At 45.5% G+C, this 15,538-nt stretch carries 12 protein-coding genes; all 12 read right to left on the reverse strand.

What is annotated here, in order from left to right:
- Positions 1-8 precede the first annotated feature (8 nt).
- A complete protein-coding gene (locus EJA10_RS05840; protein ID WP_125479078.1) occupies positions 9-311 on the reverse strand; it encodes a YlxQ family RNA-binding protein in 303 nt (100 codons plus the stop codon).
- Positions 311-592 (reverse strand): RNase P modulator RnpM, encoded by a 282-nt coding sequence (gene rnpM, locus EJA10_RS05845; RefSeq protein ID WP_125479079.1) that lies wholly within the window; start codon positions 590-592, stop codon positions 311-313. The genes EJA10_RS05840 and rnpM overlap by 1 nt, the downstream gene beginning before the upstream one ends.
- Before the next feature lie 16 nt (positions 593-608).
- A complete protein-coding gene (nusA, locus tag EJA10_RS05850) occupies positions 609-1,718 on the reverse strand; it encodes a transcription termination factor NusA (protein ID WP_125479080.1) in 1,110 nt (369 codons plus the stop codon).
- 161 nt (positions 1,719-1,879) lie between these two features.
- A complete protein-coding gene (gene rimP / locus EJA10_RS05855) occupies positions 1,880-2,350 on the reverse strand; it encodes a ribosome maturation factor RimP (RefSeq protein WP_125479081.1) in 471 nt (156 codons plus the stop codon).
- Between the two features lie 701 nt (positions 2,351-3,051).
- Entirely contained in the window at positions 3,052-7,377 is a 4,326-nt protein-coding gene (locus EJA10_RS05860; protein WP_125479082.1) for a PolC-type DNA polymerase III, read from the reverse strand.
- A 288-nt stretch (positions 7,378-7,665) separates the two neighbouring features.
- Positions 7,666-9,369 (reverse strand): proline--tRNA ligase, encoded by a 1,704-nt coding sequence (locus EJA10_RS05865; protein WP_125479083.1) that lies wholly within the window; start codon positions 9,367-9,369, stop codon positions 7,666-7,668.
- A gap of 104 nt (positions 9,370-9,473) precedes the next feature.
- Positions 9,474-10,736 carry an RIP metalloprotease RseP gene (rseP, locus tag EJA10_RS05870; protein WP_125479084.1) on the reverse strand — a complete coding sequence of 421 codons (1,263 nt, stop codon included), beginning with the start codon at positions 10,734-10,736 and terminating at the stop codon, positions 9,474-9,476.
- Positions 10,737-10,867: 131 nt separating this feature from the next.
- Positions 10,868-12,010, reverse strand: a complete 1,143-nt coding sequence (dxr, locus tag EJA10_RS05875) for a 1-deoxy-D-xylulose-5-phosphate reductoisomerase (protein ID WP_125479085.1) — start codon at positions 12,008-12,010, stop codon at positions 10,868-10,870.
- An 84-nt stretch (positions 12,011-12,094) separates the two neighbouring features.
- Complete coding sequence (locus tag EJA10_RS05880; protein WP_125479086.1) at positions 12,095-12,883, reverse strand: phosphatidate cytidylyltransferase; 789 nt, start codon at positions 12,881-12,883, stop codon at positions 12,095-12,097.
- Between the two features lie 19 nt (positions 12,884-12,902).
- Positions 12,903-13,679 (reverse strand): undecaprenyl pyrophosphate synthase, encoded by a 777-nt coding sequence (locus tag EJA10_RS05885; protein WP_125479087.1) that lies wholly within the window; start codon positions 13,677-13,679, stop codon positions 12,903-12,905.
- Positions 13,680-14,153: 474 nt separating this feature from the next.
- On the reverse strand, positions 14,154-14,711 hold the full coding sequence (gene frr, locus EJA10_RS05890; protein ID WP_125479088.1) for a ribosome recycling factor: 558 nt from the start codon (positions 14,709-14,711) through the stop codon (positions 14,154-14,156).
- Entirely contained in the window at positions 14,711-15,436 is a 726-nt protein-coding gene (gene pyrH / locus EJA10_RS05895) for a UMP kinase (protein WP_125479089.1), read from the reverse strand. Before pyrH ends, frr begins: the two co-directional genes overlap by 1 nt.
- Between the last annotated feature and the right edge of the window lie 102 nt (positions 15,437-15,538).

A 15,538-nucleotide genomic window follows, 5' to 3' on the forward strand; every position in this document is an offset into this window, starting at 1 on the left:
CGCTAGAATTAATCGAGCAACGTCAACAGTTTTTTTGCAAAGCCCTCGTCCAACAGGGCTACTACAACTCGTGCCTCTTTTCCTATTGCCTGGCCAAGCTGGTACCTGTCCGGAACCACCTTGCAGGGCACATTATAGGAGTTGCACTTGTCGGTTATTTTCTTTGTAGTATTTGCGGATGCGTCCGCAGAAAGCAAAATGAGCTTCGCTTTCCCGCTTCTGATTTCTTTGACGGAAAGCTCTTCCCCTGAAATAATTTTCCGTGCTCGATTGGCTAAGCCAAGCAATGACATCCATTGATTTGAGTTCATCAGGATAGTCTGCTCTCCTTTTCGATCAGTTCATTCAACTCATCATATATTGAATCGTCCACTTGAGATTCAAGATGTTTGGACAATATGTTCCGTTTTTTTGCCGTCTCTACTGCTTCCCTGGTTTTTGACAGATAAGCACCACGGCCTGATTTCTTTCCTGTCAGGTCGATGGAGATTTCTCCCTCTTTTGAGCGAACGATGCGAACGAGTTCTTTTTTCGGTCTCATTTCACCGGTAGCGACACATTTTCGCATAGGAACTTTTTTACGGCTGTTCACGATCATTCACCTCACCTTAATCGATGTCTTCATCTTCGAAATCTTCGTCAGCGGACAAAAGTGGTTCATTATCGCGCGGATAGATTCCGGATTCTCTTGCTTCTGTTTCGGCCTTGATGTCGATTTTCCAGCCAGTCAGCTTAGCTGCAAGGCGGGCATTTTGGCCGCGCTTCCCGATTGCAAGCGACAACTGGTAGTCGGGAACGATGACAGTTGTTGCTTTTTCTTCTTCATTTACGATGACATCAAGTACCTTTGAAGGACTCAGTGCATTAGCAACGAATACAACCGGATCCTCAGACCATTTGACGATATCGATTTTTTCACCCTTTAGCTCGTTGACCACTGCCTGGACACGAGTTCCACGAGGGCCAACACATGAACCGACTGGATCGACTTCTGGATTATCAGAGTATACGGAGATTTTTGAGCGGTCTCCTGCTTCACGTGCTACCGATTTGATTTCCACTGTTCCATCGTAAATTTCAGGAACTTCAATCTCGAACAGTCGCTTTAACAATCCCGGGTGGGTTCTCGAAACGAAGATTTGCGGACCTTTTGTGGTTTTTTCAACCTTGGTGATGAATACTTTGATTCGATCATGAGGCTTATAATGTTCATTTGGCATTTGCTCATTCGCTGGCAGGATCGCCTCAATTTTTCCTAAGCTAACATAAATGAACTTAGGATCTTGACGCTGAACGATTCCTGTCATGATATCCTCTTCGCGGTCGATGAACTCGGAGTAAATGATGCCTCTCTCTGCCTCACGGACACGCTGGGTTACGACCTGCTTTGCAGTCTGCGCAGCAATCCGCCCGAAGTCCTTCGGCGTTACCTCAAGTTCAACAACATCTTCTACCTGATAATTAGGATTGAGTTTCTGTGCTTCTTCCAGAGAAATTTCAAGACGAGGATCGAATACTTCATCGACCACTTCTTTTCTCGCAAATACCCGCATAGAACCATTACCCAGGTTCAGGTCGATCCTGACATTTTGTGCCTGGTTGAAATTTCGTCGATACGCAGACACAAGTGCCGCTTCGATCGCTTCAATCAGAATGTCCCTCGAAATTCCTTTTTCTTTTTCAAGAATAGTAAGAGCATCCAACAATTCGCTGCTCATGAGATATAAATCCCCCTTTTTTACTTCCCAACTTTGTTAGGCTCTTTTCGAAAACGGTGTCCCTGCCGTATGTCCTTACCAGCGTATAACCGGGTCGAACGCTCGCTGTATACCTGTGGTTCCGAAATGATCCTTTTAACTGAAGATAAATACTAGACAGATTATGAAAAAGTGACTGCTAGCCTTGCGCTGGCAATCTTATCAAACGGGATGACGACTGTTTTCTTGCGAGTCTTGATTTTCACTTCAACAGTGACACTTTCCCCATTATAATCGGCTAAGAGCCCTTCAAAAGCCTTTTCACCATCGATTGGTTCATATGTTTTGATAAAGACATTCTTGCCTATAGCTTTTTGATAATCCTTTTCTTTTTTCAGCGGGCGTTCCGCACCTGGTGAGGAGACTTCCAAAAAGTAGTTATGCGGGATTGGATCAATGGCATCAAGCTTTTCGCTAAGGCGCTCACTGACGATGCCGCATTCCTCGATATCAATTCCGTTGTCCTTATCAATGTACACGCGAAGGAACCAGTTCTTGCCTTCTTTTACGTATTCGATGTCTACTAATTCAAGGCCGTTTTCATTTAAGATGGGAGTTACCAGTTCTTCCACTACTTCAGTAACCTTGCTCATAAAATCCCTCCTTTGACATAACCTCGTTCATTTTCATCCATGATTTTTGGTTTTTATCCCCCGAAAAAGTGCGTAACAAACAAGAAAGAGCGGGTTGCCCCACTCTCATCTGCCAGAGTTATCCTTAGTATTTCCAATAAAAATATAACATAACCAGATATTTAATGCAAATGAATGACTGATATAGCAGGGGTTCAGACAGTAAAAACAGCTTGGTTTTCATGTTGTTATGACTATTTTAAGTTTACCTGCCGAATTCTAGCCAAGCCCTGTCAGATCGGTGTAAGTTAACAAAAAAGAGGGCTTCCCAAAAGATAAAACTTTTGGGCACCTCTTTTTTTAGAGCAACTTGAAAGAGGGGCTGTTGATTTCCATTCCAGACACATCGCTTTCCGCTGGGCTGGCACTGAGCCTCCTCGCCGCTGTTGGCGTCTGCGGGGTCTCAGGTGACCAGCTGATCCCCCAGGACTTTGATTGAGCTTCCTCGAACCTGGCCACGCACGATGGAAATGCCGCAGCATTTTCGGAGGAGTCTACGTGCCTTCCACTCCAATCAACTCAGGTGTCTAGATTCATTTCCAATGCAAATAACAACAGATTTACTGACCCAAAAAGCTGGATGAAATGAAAAAGAGGCGACTCTTAGGTCGATGTAATTTTCTACCTTTTGAGTCTGCCTCTATATTTCAATTTCAAAATCACTAGAACAACGAAAGCTGGTTCTGGTCTGGCATGCCTTCAAGACAGCCGTGGTTGTCGAGGTATTCCAGGATCGTTTTGGAGATTTTGCCGCGCTGCTGGAGGTCTTCCTTAGATAAGAACTCTCCTTCCTCACGGGCTTTGACTATATTGATGGCTGCGTTTGTGCCAAGGCCTGGAATCGCATTGAATGGCGGGATGAGCTTATCGCCTTCAATGATGAATTCTGAAGCGCTGGACTTGTAAAGGTCAACCTTCGCAAAACCAAAGCCGCGTTCACACATTTCCATGGCGATTTCCATTACAGTCATCAAGTTCTTTTCCTTCGTTGATGCTTCAAGTCCCTTGGCGTTGATTTCCTCGATTACCGCACGGATGCTTTCAGAACCGCGGACCATTGCGTCGACATCGAAGTCATCCGCTCTAACAGTAAAGTACGCTGCATAATACATAAGCGGATGATGGACCTTGAAGTAAGCAATCCTGACGGCCATCAATACATAGGCAGCTGCGTGGGCCTTAGGGAACATGTACTTGATTTTTTTACAGGAATCGATATACCATTCAGGAACTTTATTCTTGCGCATTTCCTCTTCCATTTCATCTGTCAGTCCCTTACCTTTACGGACAGATTCCATGATTTTAAAGGCGAATGCCGGTTCCAGTCCCTGATAAATCAGGTAGACCATGATATCATCACGGCAGCCGATTACTTCGCTGAGGTTACAGATATTGTTGTGGATCAATTCCTGGGCATTACCGAGCCATACGTCCGTGCCATGCGATAAGCCTGAAATCTGGACAAGCTCAGAAAACGTTGTCGGCTTCGTATCTTCAAGCATCTGTCGAACGAATCTTGTCCCGAATTCCGGGATTCCAAGCGAGCCTGTCTTGGACATGATCTGCTGCTCAGTGACTCCCAATGATTCCGTACCGCTGAAGATTTTCATTACTTCAGGATCGTCAGTTGGAATTGTTTTAGGGTCAATACCGCTGAGATCCTGCAGCATCCTGATCACCGTTGGATCATCGTGGCCTAGGATATCAAGCTTCAAAAGATTATCATGGATGGAATGGAAATCGAAGTGCGTCGTTTTCCATTCTGAAGTATTACTGTCCGCCGGAAACTGGATTGGCGAAAAATCGTAGATATCCATATAGTCCGGGACAACGATTATCCCCCCTGGGTGCTGTCCTGTCGTCCTCTTGACACCGGTACATCCGGAAGCGAGACGGTCGATTTCGGCACCACGAAGAGTAAGGTTATTGTCACTTTGATACCCTTTTACATAACCGTAGGCAGTCTTATCTGCAACGGTGCCGATCGTACCGGCACGATATACATAATCCTCACCAAACAATACCTTCGTATAGTTATGGGCCCTTGGCTGATATTCACCTGAGAAGTTCAAGTCGATATCCGGAACCTTGTCCCCCTTGAAGCCCAGGAAGGTCTCAAACGGAATGTCATGTCCATCTTTTTTATATTTTATGCCGCAATCAGGGCAATCCTTATCTGGAAGGTCGAATCCTGAGCCAACCGAACCATCGTTAAAGAACTCTGATTTCTTGCACTTCGGGCATACATAATGCGGCGGCAGCGGATTCACTTCGGTAATCTCCGTCATTGTCGCAACGAAAGACGATCCTACCGACCCACGGGAACCTACCAGATACCCATCATCGAGTGATTTTTTTACGAGCTTGTGAGAAATCAAATAAATAACAGCAAAGCCATTGTCTATGATACTCTTCAGTTCTTTTTCGAGGCGTGCCTCTACGATTTCAGGAAGGTCATCTCCGTAAATTCTGCGGGCCATCCCATAGCTCATGCTGCGCATTTCTTCATCTGCGCCTTCGATTTTTGGAGTATAAAGATCATCTTTGATCGGCTTAATCACATCAATCATATCCGCGATCTTATTCGTGTTCTCGACGACAATTTCCTTCGCCTTCTCTTCTCCTAAAAACTTAAAAGCATCGAGCATTTCGTTCGTAGTCCTGAAGTGGACATCCGGCAGTTCATGACGGTTAAGCGGGTTGGCCCCGCCCTGAGAATTGACCAGGATCTTGCGGTAGATTTTATCATTTTCATTCAGGTAGTGTACGTTTCCAGTAGCCACTACCGGTAAATCGAGCTTGTCGCCAAGCTGGACGATATTGGAAATGATGTCCTCCATAGCCTTCTCGTCACGGACCAGTTCGAGTTCCAGCAAGTGAGCGTAAACAGCTTTTGGATGAACTTCAAGATAATCATAAAATTGTGCCGTCTCTTCAACCTCTTCCGGCCCCTTTTGCATCATACCTTCGAAAACTTCGCCTTTGTCACACCCCGAACCAATCAAAATGCCCTCTCGATGCTTGTTCAACACAGAGCGCGGAATTCTCGGCACTCGGTAAAAGTAATCAATATGGGAGATGGACACAAGCTTAAAAATATTCTTCAGGCCTATTTCATTTTGAGCCAGCAATGTCGCGTGATAAGGACGTGCACGCTGATACGCTTTCCCTTGGCCCATATTGTCATTTAACTGGTCGTGGAACTCAATCCCCTTTTCAGAAGCATCCTTCAGCATTTTCACCATCAGGTATCCTGTTGCCTCGGCATCATAAATCGCACGGTGATGCTGGGTCAGTTCAATATCGAACTTCTTGGCAAGTGTATTCAGCCTGTGATTCTTCATGTCCGGATACAGGAATCGCCCCAGTTCGAGCGTGTCAATAACTGGATTTGCCGCTTTGCCAAGCCCGATCTTCTTATAGCCGACATTAAGGAAACCCATGTCGAAGGAAGCGTTGTGGGCTACCAGAACACAGTCACCAGACCATTCATGGAACTTCTGCAGGACTTCACTTACCTCAGGAGCATTGCGGACCATATCATCCGTGATTCCCGTCAAGTTGATCGTCGTTGCTGACAGGCGGTGGTGCGGATTGGCGAAGGATTCGAAACGATCAATGATTTCCCCGTTGCGCACCTTTACCGCAGCTAGTTCGATAATGGTATCGTAAACCGCTGAAAGTCCGGTTGTTTCGACGTCAAATACCACATACGTATCCTCTGCCAGCAGACGGTGGGCAACATTATAGGCGATCGGGACCCCGTCATCTACCAGGTTGATTTCGACGCCGTATAAAATCTTGATATCATTTTTCTTTCCTGCACCAAATGCTTCGGGATAAGATTGCACAACTGCATGGTCAGTGATTGCTACCGCTTTGTGCCCCCATTTTGCCGCCTGGGCAACAAGTGCGCTGACAGGCGTAACGGCATCCATCTGGCTCATCGGCGAATGGAGATGAAGCTCGACCCGCTTTTCTCCTTCAGGAGCAGAGTCAATCCTTCCTTTAGGTTTTATCTCATTGATATCATTTCCGATCATGACCAAGTCGCGGACAAATGTGTCGTTCTGGATGCTTCCGCGCACCTTCAGCCACATGCCTTTTTTCACTAGCTGATAAAGTGCTGCATCTTCTTTGTCACGTGAGAACATTTTCACCATAATGGAGCTGGTGTAGTCCGTAATCTTGAAGGTTAATAATGTCCTTCCGCTGCGAAGTTCTTTCGTTTCTGCGAAGAAAACAAAGCCCTCGACAGCGACTCGGCGTTCTTCATCGACAATGTCTTCAAGCTTGCGGAAATCGGCATCATCCTTGATGGTCAGGCCAATGGTAAGAGGCCCGTCCAGCGGCGGCCCGTCACCCTGGGCCTTCTCCGCTTCCTTCTTCTGCATTTCGATCATCGCCATCAGGCCGCGTTCCTGGTCTTCTTTTTCTTTCGCCTTCATGAATTTTTCATATTCATCAGAAGCGCCTTCCTCACTGACAACCGTATCAATGGTCAGCATAGGAAAACCGAAACTTTGATAGATTTCTGCGATAACGGCTCCATACTTCCTTTTAAGAGCAAGCCCTTCGGCTTCGTTCCGGGCCGTTAAAACCAGTTTTGTCCCCTGGACTTTGGGAACTTGTTCATCCAATAGTTTTAGCAGCGGAGGAGCAATACCATCAATTTCTTTGATGCATGCCTTCCAGTAATCGAGGATTTCCTGTTCACTGATAGCCTGCTCAAGCACCCTTACTGTATGTGATATGGTCGCAATATGCGAAAAAGTATGTTCAAGCTTGCCTACGAATGCGCTATAGACCTGGCAAGGAATGATTTTTTTAAACTGGAAAAAGAAATGCCATTTCCTTGCCTGTTTTTCAATCACAACCCTGTCAATTTCAGCGTTTTGAAAATGAGTGATAATCGCATCATCCGTTAACTGCAGCTGTTGCAGCAGGAGCTGGAACCTCTCTTTTTTACCCAAAGAAAGATCACCCATGGTTATTTCTCTCCCATCTAAAAAGCTTATATTCTATCTATCGGACATTTGTGCCCGTTTAAATTACGTGTTTAATAGCAAAGGTTATTATAACATAAAATGCCTGTCCCGTTAGCGGTGTTTGATATTTCCATCTCAGGTTGTAATTATTTCAGTCATATCTCTAAACATGCCTTCTTCCTAATTTAACTCAGTTCCTTTAGCCGTGGGAATCAAACTTGTGCTTTAACTGTGATTATAAAACTCCCCATAAAAAAAGCGGATCCTGTCACAGGACCCGCCGTTTGATTATAGTTCTTGCAATATATTCTTCAAAGCAGCCGCAAGATCGTCTTTGTGCACTTCCTGCATTTCGCCATTTTTACGGATTTTGACTTCGACGATGCCTTCGCTTGCTTTCTTCCCTACAGTGACTCTCACTGGCAATCCGATCAGGTCGGAATCGGCGAATTTCACGCCTGGGCGCTCCTGACGGTCATCCAGCAGCACTTCCATTCCTGCAGCCTGCAGGCTGGAATAGAGCTCTTCCGCCAGTTCTTTCTGAGCGCTGTCCTTCATGTTCACCGCAATCAGATGAAGATCGAATGGTGAGATATTTGTAGGCCATACCAGGCCATTTTCATCATTGAATTGTTCAGCAACAGCAGCCATTGTGCGGGAAACGCCAATTCCGTAACAGCCCATGATCATTGGCTGTGTCCTGCCGTTCTCATCAAGGAAAACAGCATTCATAGCTTCACTGTACCTGGTACCAAGCTTGAAGACATGTCCGACTTCAATGCCTTTGGCAAAAACAATGGTTCCTTCTCCGTCTGGAGATGGGTCTCCCTCTTTGATAAAACGTAAATCTGCATAAGCATTTACCTTGAAGTCACGTTCTGGATTCACATTTTTGTAGTGATAATCCTCTTCGTTTGCTCCGCATACTCCATTGACGATTGCTTCCACAGCATGGTCAGCGATTACTTCAACCTTCTCCACTCCGATCGGTCCAAGTGAACCTACAGTGCATCCAAGAATTTCTTTAGTTGTATTGGCATCGGCAAGTTCGACCGAAGAAGCCTCTAAATAGTTCTTAAGCTTAATGTCGTTTACCTCGTGGTCACCGCGGACCAATACCAGTACATGGCGGTCATCCACTGCAAACAAAAGGGATTTGATGCAATCCTTATCTTCTGCCTGAAGGAAAGAAGAAACTTCTTCGATTGTCTTTTTGTTTTCCGTGTGGACTTTTTCAAGTTCCATTGCAGATGCGCTGCTCTTTTCATACACAGCAGTGACGGGTGCCATTTCTATATTTGCTGCATAGTTCGACGTATCTGAGTATGCAATCGTATCTTCACCGATGTCGGAAAGGACCATGAATTCATGTGTGTCTTTACCGCCCATCGCGCCTGAGTCTGCAATGACAGCCCGGAAATTAAGCCCGCAACGTCTGAAAACATTGGAGTACGCCTGGAAGATACGCTCGTACACTTCATCAAGACTTTCTTTAGTCGCATGGAATGAATAAGCATCCTTCATGATGAATTCCCGTCCACGCAAGAGTCCGAACCTTGGACGTTTTTCATCACGGAATTTCGTTTGGATTTGGTAAAGTGTCAAAGGAAGGCGTTTGTAGGATTTCACTTCATCCCTTACCAGGCTTGTGATGACCTCTTCATGGGTTGCACCGAGAGCGAATTCCCGATCATGCCTGTCCCTCAGCCTCATCAATTCAGGACCGTAAGAATACCAGCGGCCTGACTCCTGCCATAACTCCGCTTGCTGCAGCGCAGGCATGAAAAGCTCTGAGGCTCCTGCGTTATTCATTTCTTCCCTGATAATCGCTTCAACTTTCTGCAGGACTTTGCGCCCTAAAGGCATATATGTATAAACCCCGCTCGCATTCTGGCGGATGAATCCTGCCCGCAGCAGCAGCTGATGGCTTTTCACTTCTGCATCCGATGGTACTTCTCTTAAAGTAGGAATAAGCGACATACTTTGCTTCATTGATTTACACCTCATTAGGAATTAAAAATAGTTTCATGGGTATTGCAAAAAAATGGTCCTGCCCGGAGTGACCGGGCAGGAGGATTTGATAAGTGTCATAGGATTTATAAAAAGAATCTTTGGATGTCGTTCCATGTGACCACAAGCATCAACAGCATCAATAGTGCAAAACCGATGAAGTGGACCATTCCTTCTTTTTGCTTGTCGATCGGCTTGCCTCGCAAAGCTTCGACTGCAAAGAAGGTAAGTCTTCCGCCATCGAGTGCCGGGAATGGCAGGAGGTTCATGATTCCAAGGTTGATGCTAAGGATCGCCGCCCATTTCATGAGATAGAAGATACCGGATTTAGCAACAGTATCTGTAGAGACATAAATCCCGACAGGACCGGACAGGGCATCGATGGAGAATTGGCCTGTCAGCAGTTTACCGAGCATCGAAAAGATTTCTGTTGTCCAGAAATATGTTTCCTTTACCCCATAGCTTATGGATTTCAAGGGTGATTTTTCAACCGGATTGTATACGCCGATCAGGCCGATTTTTTCACCTTCTACATCCTGCACAGCAGGAGTCACCGGAATTTCTATGGTTTCACCAGCACGTACAATCGAGAAATCAAGTTCATTTCCCGGGTTTTTGCGAATGATCTCCACAACATCCTGCCAGCTTGACACTTCAGACCCTTCGATGCTGTTAACGATATCGCCTTCCTTAAGGCCAGATTTCAGCGCACTTCCATCTGGCGTCAGCTTGCCCAATACAGGTTCATTGGACGGAATGCCCTGGAACAGCGCCAAAATGATGAAGATGACCATCGCAAGCAGGAAGTTCATCATCGGGCCGGCAAAAATGGCCATCGTTCTTTGACCCAGTGTTTTAGAAGCAAACTGCCTGTCATAAGGAGCAATTTGCGTTTCAACACCATTTTCAACCAGCACGGCCGTTTTGCTGATAGGGAAGGAAACGAGCTGGCTGTCATCTTCCCCTTCCTCGTAGCCTTTGATGAAAAGTTCTCGTTCAATATCCGCTTTCTCTACTTCAATGATCCGGGCATTAGGGAACTTTTCCTTATTGTTAAGGATAATTTTAGAAACCTGGTCATCACCGTTAAAAATAAGACCTACCCGATGACCTGGTTTAATTTCAATCATTTCCGGGTCTTCGCCCGCCATTCTTACAAAACCGCCGATTGGCAGCAGGCGAACCGTATAGGTTGTTTCGTTCCGCTTATGAGAGAAGACCTTGGGCCCGAAGCCAATGGCAAACTCGCGGCAGAGAATGCCCGCTCTCTTTGCGAAAATCAGATGTCCTAGTTCATGGAAGAAAACCAGGGCACCAAATATGACGATAAAGGCAATAACTGTATTCAAATTATCTAACCACCTTTGTTAAGGATACGAATCGACTTTACTAACCCAAGTAACAATCAGGTTTATGAAGACATTGTGTTTGGCAGACGCTTTACTATTACGTGCAACTCAAATGAGTATCCAAAACACCGTTATAGCAGAGAATCCACAAAGCTTCTTGTTTCCTTATCCACTTCTTGAATGGTTTCAAGGTCAGGATTGTCTATGATGCTGTGTTGGTCCATTGCACTTTCTATTAAGTCCTCTATTTGCAGGAAAGTGATTCTGTCTTCCAAAAAGGCAGCTACTGCTGCTTCATTCGCAGCATTCATGACTGCCGGCAGCGTGCCTCCAGCCTGGCCGGCTTCATAGGCAAACTTCAGGCAGCGGAAACGGTCAAAATCCATCTCCTGAAAGTGCAGTTTTCCGATTTCCGCCAGATTCAGCCTTTTGCCGGACACGAGCGGAAGCCTGTCTGGGTATGTAAGAGCATATTGGATTGGCACTTTCATATCAGGAGTACCCAGTTGGGCTATGATGCTTGTGTCATGGAATTCAACCATTGAATGGATGATGCTTTCACGGTGCAGCAATACAGATATCTGGTCATACGGCAGGCCGAACAGCCAGTGCGCCTCAATTACCTCCAGCCCTTTGTTCATCATCGTAGCCGAATCGATGGTAATCTTAGCTCCCATTGACCAGTTCGGGTGGTTCAAAGCGTCTGCCTTGGTAACCCCCTGGAGCTCATCTCTCGTCCGATCCCTGAAGCTGCCTCCTGAAGCTGTCAGGATCAGGCGTTCTATATTTTTTTCATGTTCACCCTGCAGCGCCTGGAATATCGCAGAATGCTCACTATCAACTGGAAGGACTGGCACATTTTGATTCCTGGCGGCCTCCATGACTATATGCCCTGCAGTCACGAGGGTTTCTTTATTAGCGATGGCAATGGTCTTCCCAGCACGGATCGCCTCAAGCGTGGGACGCAAACCCACGCTCCCCAGCACAGCGTTGACAAGGATGTCCGATTCGGCAAAAACTGCCGCCTCTTCAAGGCCTTCAAGGCCATGAGAGATCTTCACACCTGGAAACTCAGTCTTCAACCGTTCCGCATCCGCCTTTTCCTGGACAGATACGAACTCAGGCTTGAACTCGCCGATTATCTTTCTGGTAAGTTCAACATTTTTACCGGATGACATCGAAACCAGTTTGAATTGTTCCGGATGCTCCCTGATTACATCAAGGGTTTGGATCCCTATTGATCCTGTAGCGCCTAACAAGCTGATTTTCTTCACAAAGTTCACTCCTAAATATCTACAACGGGAAAGGAAGTACCCGGTAAGTTCAACTTCTATCGTAGTCAGAAATCTTATCCAAGATTAGAGCAAATGGAAAAGATGGATTAACGGCCAGACAAACAGCAGGCTGTCAAATCGGTCGAGCATGCCCCCATGACCTGGAAGAATGTTCCCTGAATCCTTCACATTGTAATAGCGTTTCAAGGCAGATTCGACAAGGTCGCCAATCTGGCCAAACACAGACAGGAATGCAGTTGCAGTTAGCAGAACCAATGCAGAAACATTCATATCCGCAAAAACACTGAACAGTGAGGCCACGACAAGTGCGGACAAAACGCCGCCAAAAAACCCCTCTGTTGTTTTGTTCGGGCTGATTTCGGGCCATAGCTTGTGTTTGCCAAATGCCCGTCCGATAAAATAAGCTCCGGAATCAGTTGCCCAAATAATAAATAAAGAATAAAAAACATACGTAAGGTTAGCTTCCCTTGTTTCAATGAAGAAATAGAAGCCAAGTCCTACATATAAAGTTGACATGATCGAGAATGCAACATCCTCAAACGTGAATCGATTCTTCGTGATGACCGTATAGGTCAAGAATAATAACAAACCCAGAAAGAATAGCTCCAGTTTTGTATAATCCAATTGCTCAAGCCAGCTGCTGTATTGGTCAGGGATCATAAAAATCCATAATAATAATAATGATATGATTCCCGGTACTGAAAACAGTTGGATTTTTTTCATCTTCAGCGCTTCATACAACGCGATGGAAGCGATCAAATATACCATCAGGGTAAATGGCCAGCCTCCGAAAATTACGATTGGAAGAAAAACAGCTGCTGCAACGACTGCTGTAATGATTCTTTGCTTCATCTAATTATTCACACCTTTTTTAAACTCCTCCAAAACGCCTCTGGCGGCCTTGGAATGCTTCAATCGCTTCGACAAAATGCTCCTCGTTGAAATCTGGCCAAAGTACATCTGTGAACCAGAACTCCGTGTAAGCCAATTGCCAAAGCATAAAATTGCTCAATCGGATTTCTCCGCTCGTCCTGATCAACAAGTCAGGATCCTTAAAATCCTTCGTCATCAAGTATGATGAAAAAGCTTCTTCCGTTAAGTCATTTTCACTCATTATACCACTTTTGACATCTTTCAAGACCTGTCTGACGCCATCCAGGATTTCCGCCCTGCTTCCATAATTGAGGGCAAAGTTCAAAGTGAGACCGGTATTATCCTTTGTCTCTTCCATCGCTTTACCCACAGCCTTTTGTGTATGCTCCGGCAGTTTATCCATGTATCCAATCATTTCAACACGGACATTCTCTTCAATTAACTCTGGAAGGAATGTTCCCAGAAACTCTTCCGGCAGCTTCATGAGAAAATCCACTTCCATTTTAGGACGTTTCCAATTTTCAGTTGAAAATGCATAAACAGTAAGAGTATTGACCCCTAGTTCATTAGCCAGCCTGGTTATTTTCCGGACAACCTTCATGCCTTCGTGATGGCCGGCAACCCTTGGCAAAGCGCGCTTTTTTGCCCAGCGTCCGTTCCCATCCATGATGATGGCTATATGAGAAGGCACTTCATGCTCTTTGATTTGAAGCACCCGCTCCCGGAGGCCGGAAGGATTTTGATCCTTCTTCCACGGATTCATTTTATTTAACATTAGGACAGCTCCCCCAAAAGATAATCTTTAGCTCCGATTAGAAACGCAAAAGCCTGTACTGAAGGTCCCTTGCGGCAGGCCGCTTGATAGGCAGTAACAGCCTGGCTCTGTGGCTGGTTTGCTAGAAGAGCTCCATAAGCATAAACCCTGCTTTCTTCTGTGCTTCCCGCTTGCCACTATCATACCAAAAAAGAAAAAAGATATCTCTATAAATGGATGGTTTTAAGATGAAAGGGTCTTCTGCCAGCCTTCTCCGTCCTGTTCCATACGGATGATCTTTATATAAAGACTATGTTCATTATAAGGAAAACAGAATATAAGAACCACCATTAATATATTCTATCATTCCCGCCCTTATCGTAAACTTGCTATTTGAGGCAAAAGCGCATTTCCTTGTTATGTATAGAGAAAAAACCCCCTGGAAAACAGAGGGCTTTCGATGTTCACCACTTCTAGAAGGAATTCTATACAGAATTACACTTCCATGATTTCTTTTTCTTTGTCTTTCGTAATCTGATCGATTTTTGCGATATGCTCGTCTGTAAGCTTTTGAATATCATCAGAATATCCACGCAGATCGTCTTCTGTGATTTCACCGTTTTTCTCAAGCTTTTTCAAATCTTCATTGCCATCGCGGCGAATATTGCGGATTGCGACTTTCGCTTCTTCGGCTTCTTTTTTCACAAGTTTTGCAAGTTCCTTGCGTCGTTCCTCAGTCAGTTGAGGAATCGCAATACGAATTACAGACCCATCGTTTGAAGGGTTCAATCCCAGATCAGACTTAAGGATTGCTTTTTCAATTTCGCCAAGAATGGTCTTGTCGTAAGGCTGGATTACCAAAAGACGTGCTTCCGGCACTGAAATACCAGCTAATTGGTTGACAGGAGTAGGCGCACCATAATAATCCACCTGCACTCTGTCTAAAAGAGATGCACTTGCCCTTCCTGCACGGATGCTTGCAAGTTCACGAGTATAAGCCTGGATCGCTTTCGTCATTCTTTCCTTCGCATTAGCAATAGCTTGTTTTGGCATTAGTTTTTCCCCCTCACAATTGTTCCGATTGTTTCGCCCAATACTGCTCGTTTAATATTACCTTTTTCCATAATAGAGAATACAATTAACGGGATATCATTGTCCATACACAGGGATGAAGCTGTGGAATCCATTACCGCAAGGCCTTCCTTCAGCACATCAAGGTATGAAAGTTCTTCGTACTTTGTCGCATTCTTGTCAACCCGCGGATCTGCCGAGTAAACTCCATCGACATTGTTCTTCGCCATCAGAATGACGTCCGCTTCGATTTCTGCCGCACGCAATGCAGCAGTAGTGTCAGTCGAGAAGTATGGATTGCCAGTACCTGCGGCAAATATAACCACGCGTTTTTTTTCGAGGTGCCTGATTGCCCTTCTTCTTATGTAAGGTTCTGCAACCTGGCGCATTTCTATGGAAGTTTGAACCCTTGTCTCGATTCCCGCTTGTTCCAGGCTGTCCTGCAATGACAGGGAGTTCATGACGGTCGCGAGCATGCCCATATAGTCTGCAGTCGCTCTGTCCATTCCCATCTCTTCGCCGATTTTGCCTCGCCAGATATTTCCGCCGCCAACTACAACCGCGACTTCAACATCAAGCTCTGCAATCTCTTTTACCTGGTCTGCAACATTCTTGATGACCGACGGATTGATGCCAAAACCTTGTTCCCCGGCTAAAGCTTCTCCACTTAACTTTAAAACAACTCTTTTGTATTTTGGGCTCGTCATAAGGGTACCTCCATATGTATATTAAGGCTTGCTTATCGCTTCAGATCCAGGTCCTGGAACCGAAGCGAAAGAGCCTGCAAAAAGCTATGTCCAAAAACAGGG

This window comes from Mesobacillus subterraneus (genome assembly GCF_003937825.1).
Lineage (GTDB): Bacteria > Bacillota > Bacilli > Bacillales > Cytobacillaceae > Mesobacillus > Mesobacillus subterraneus.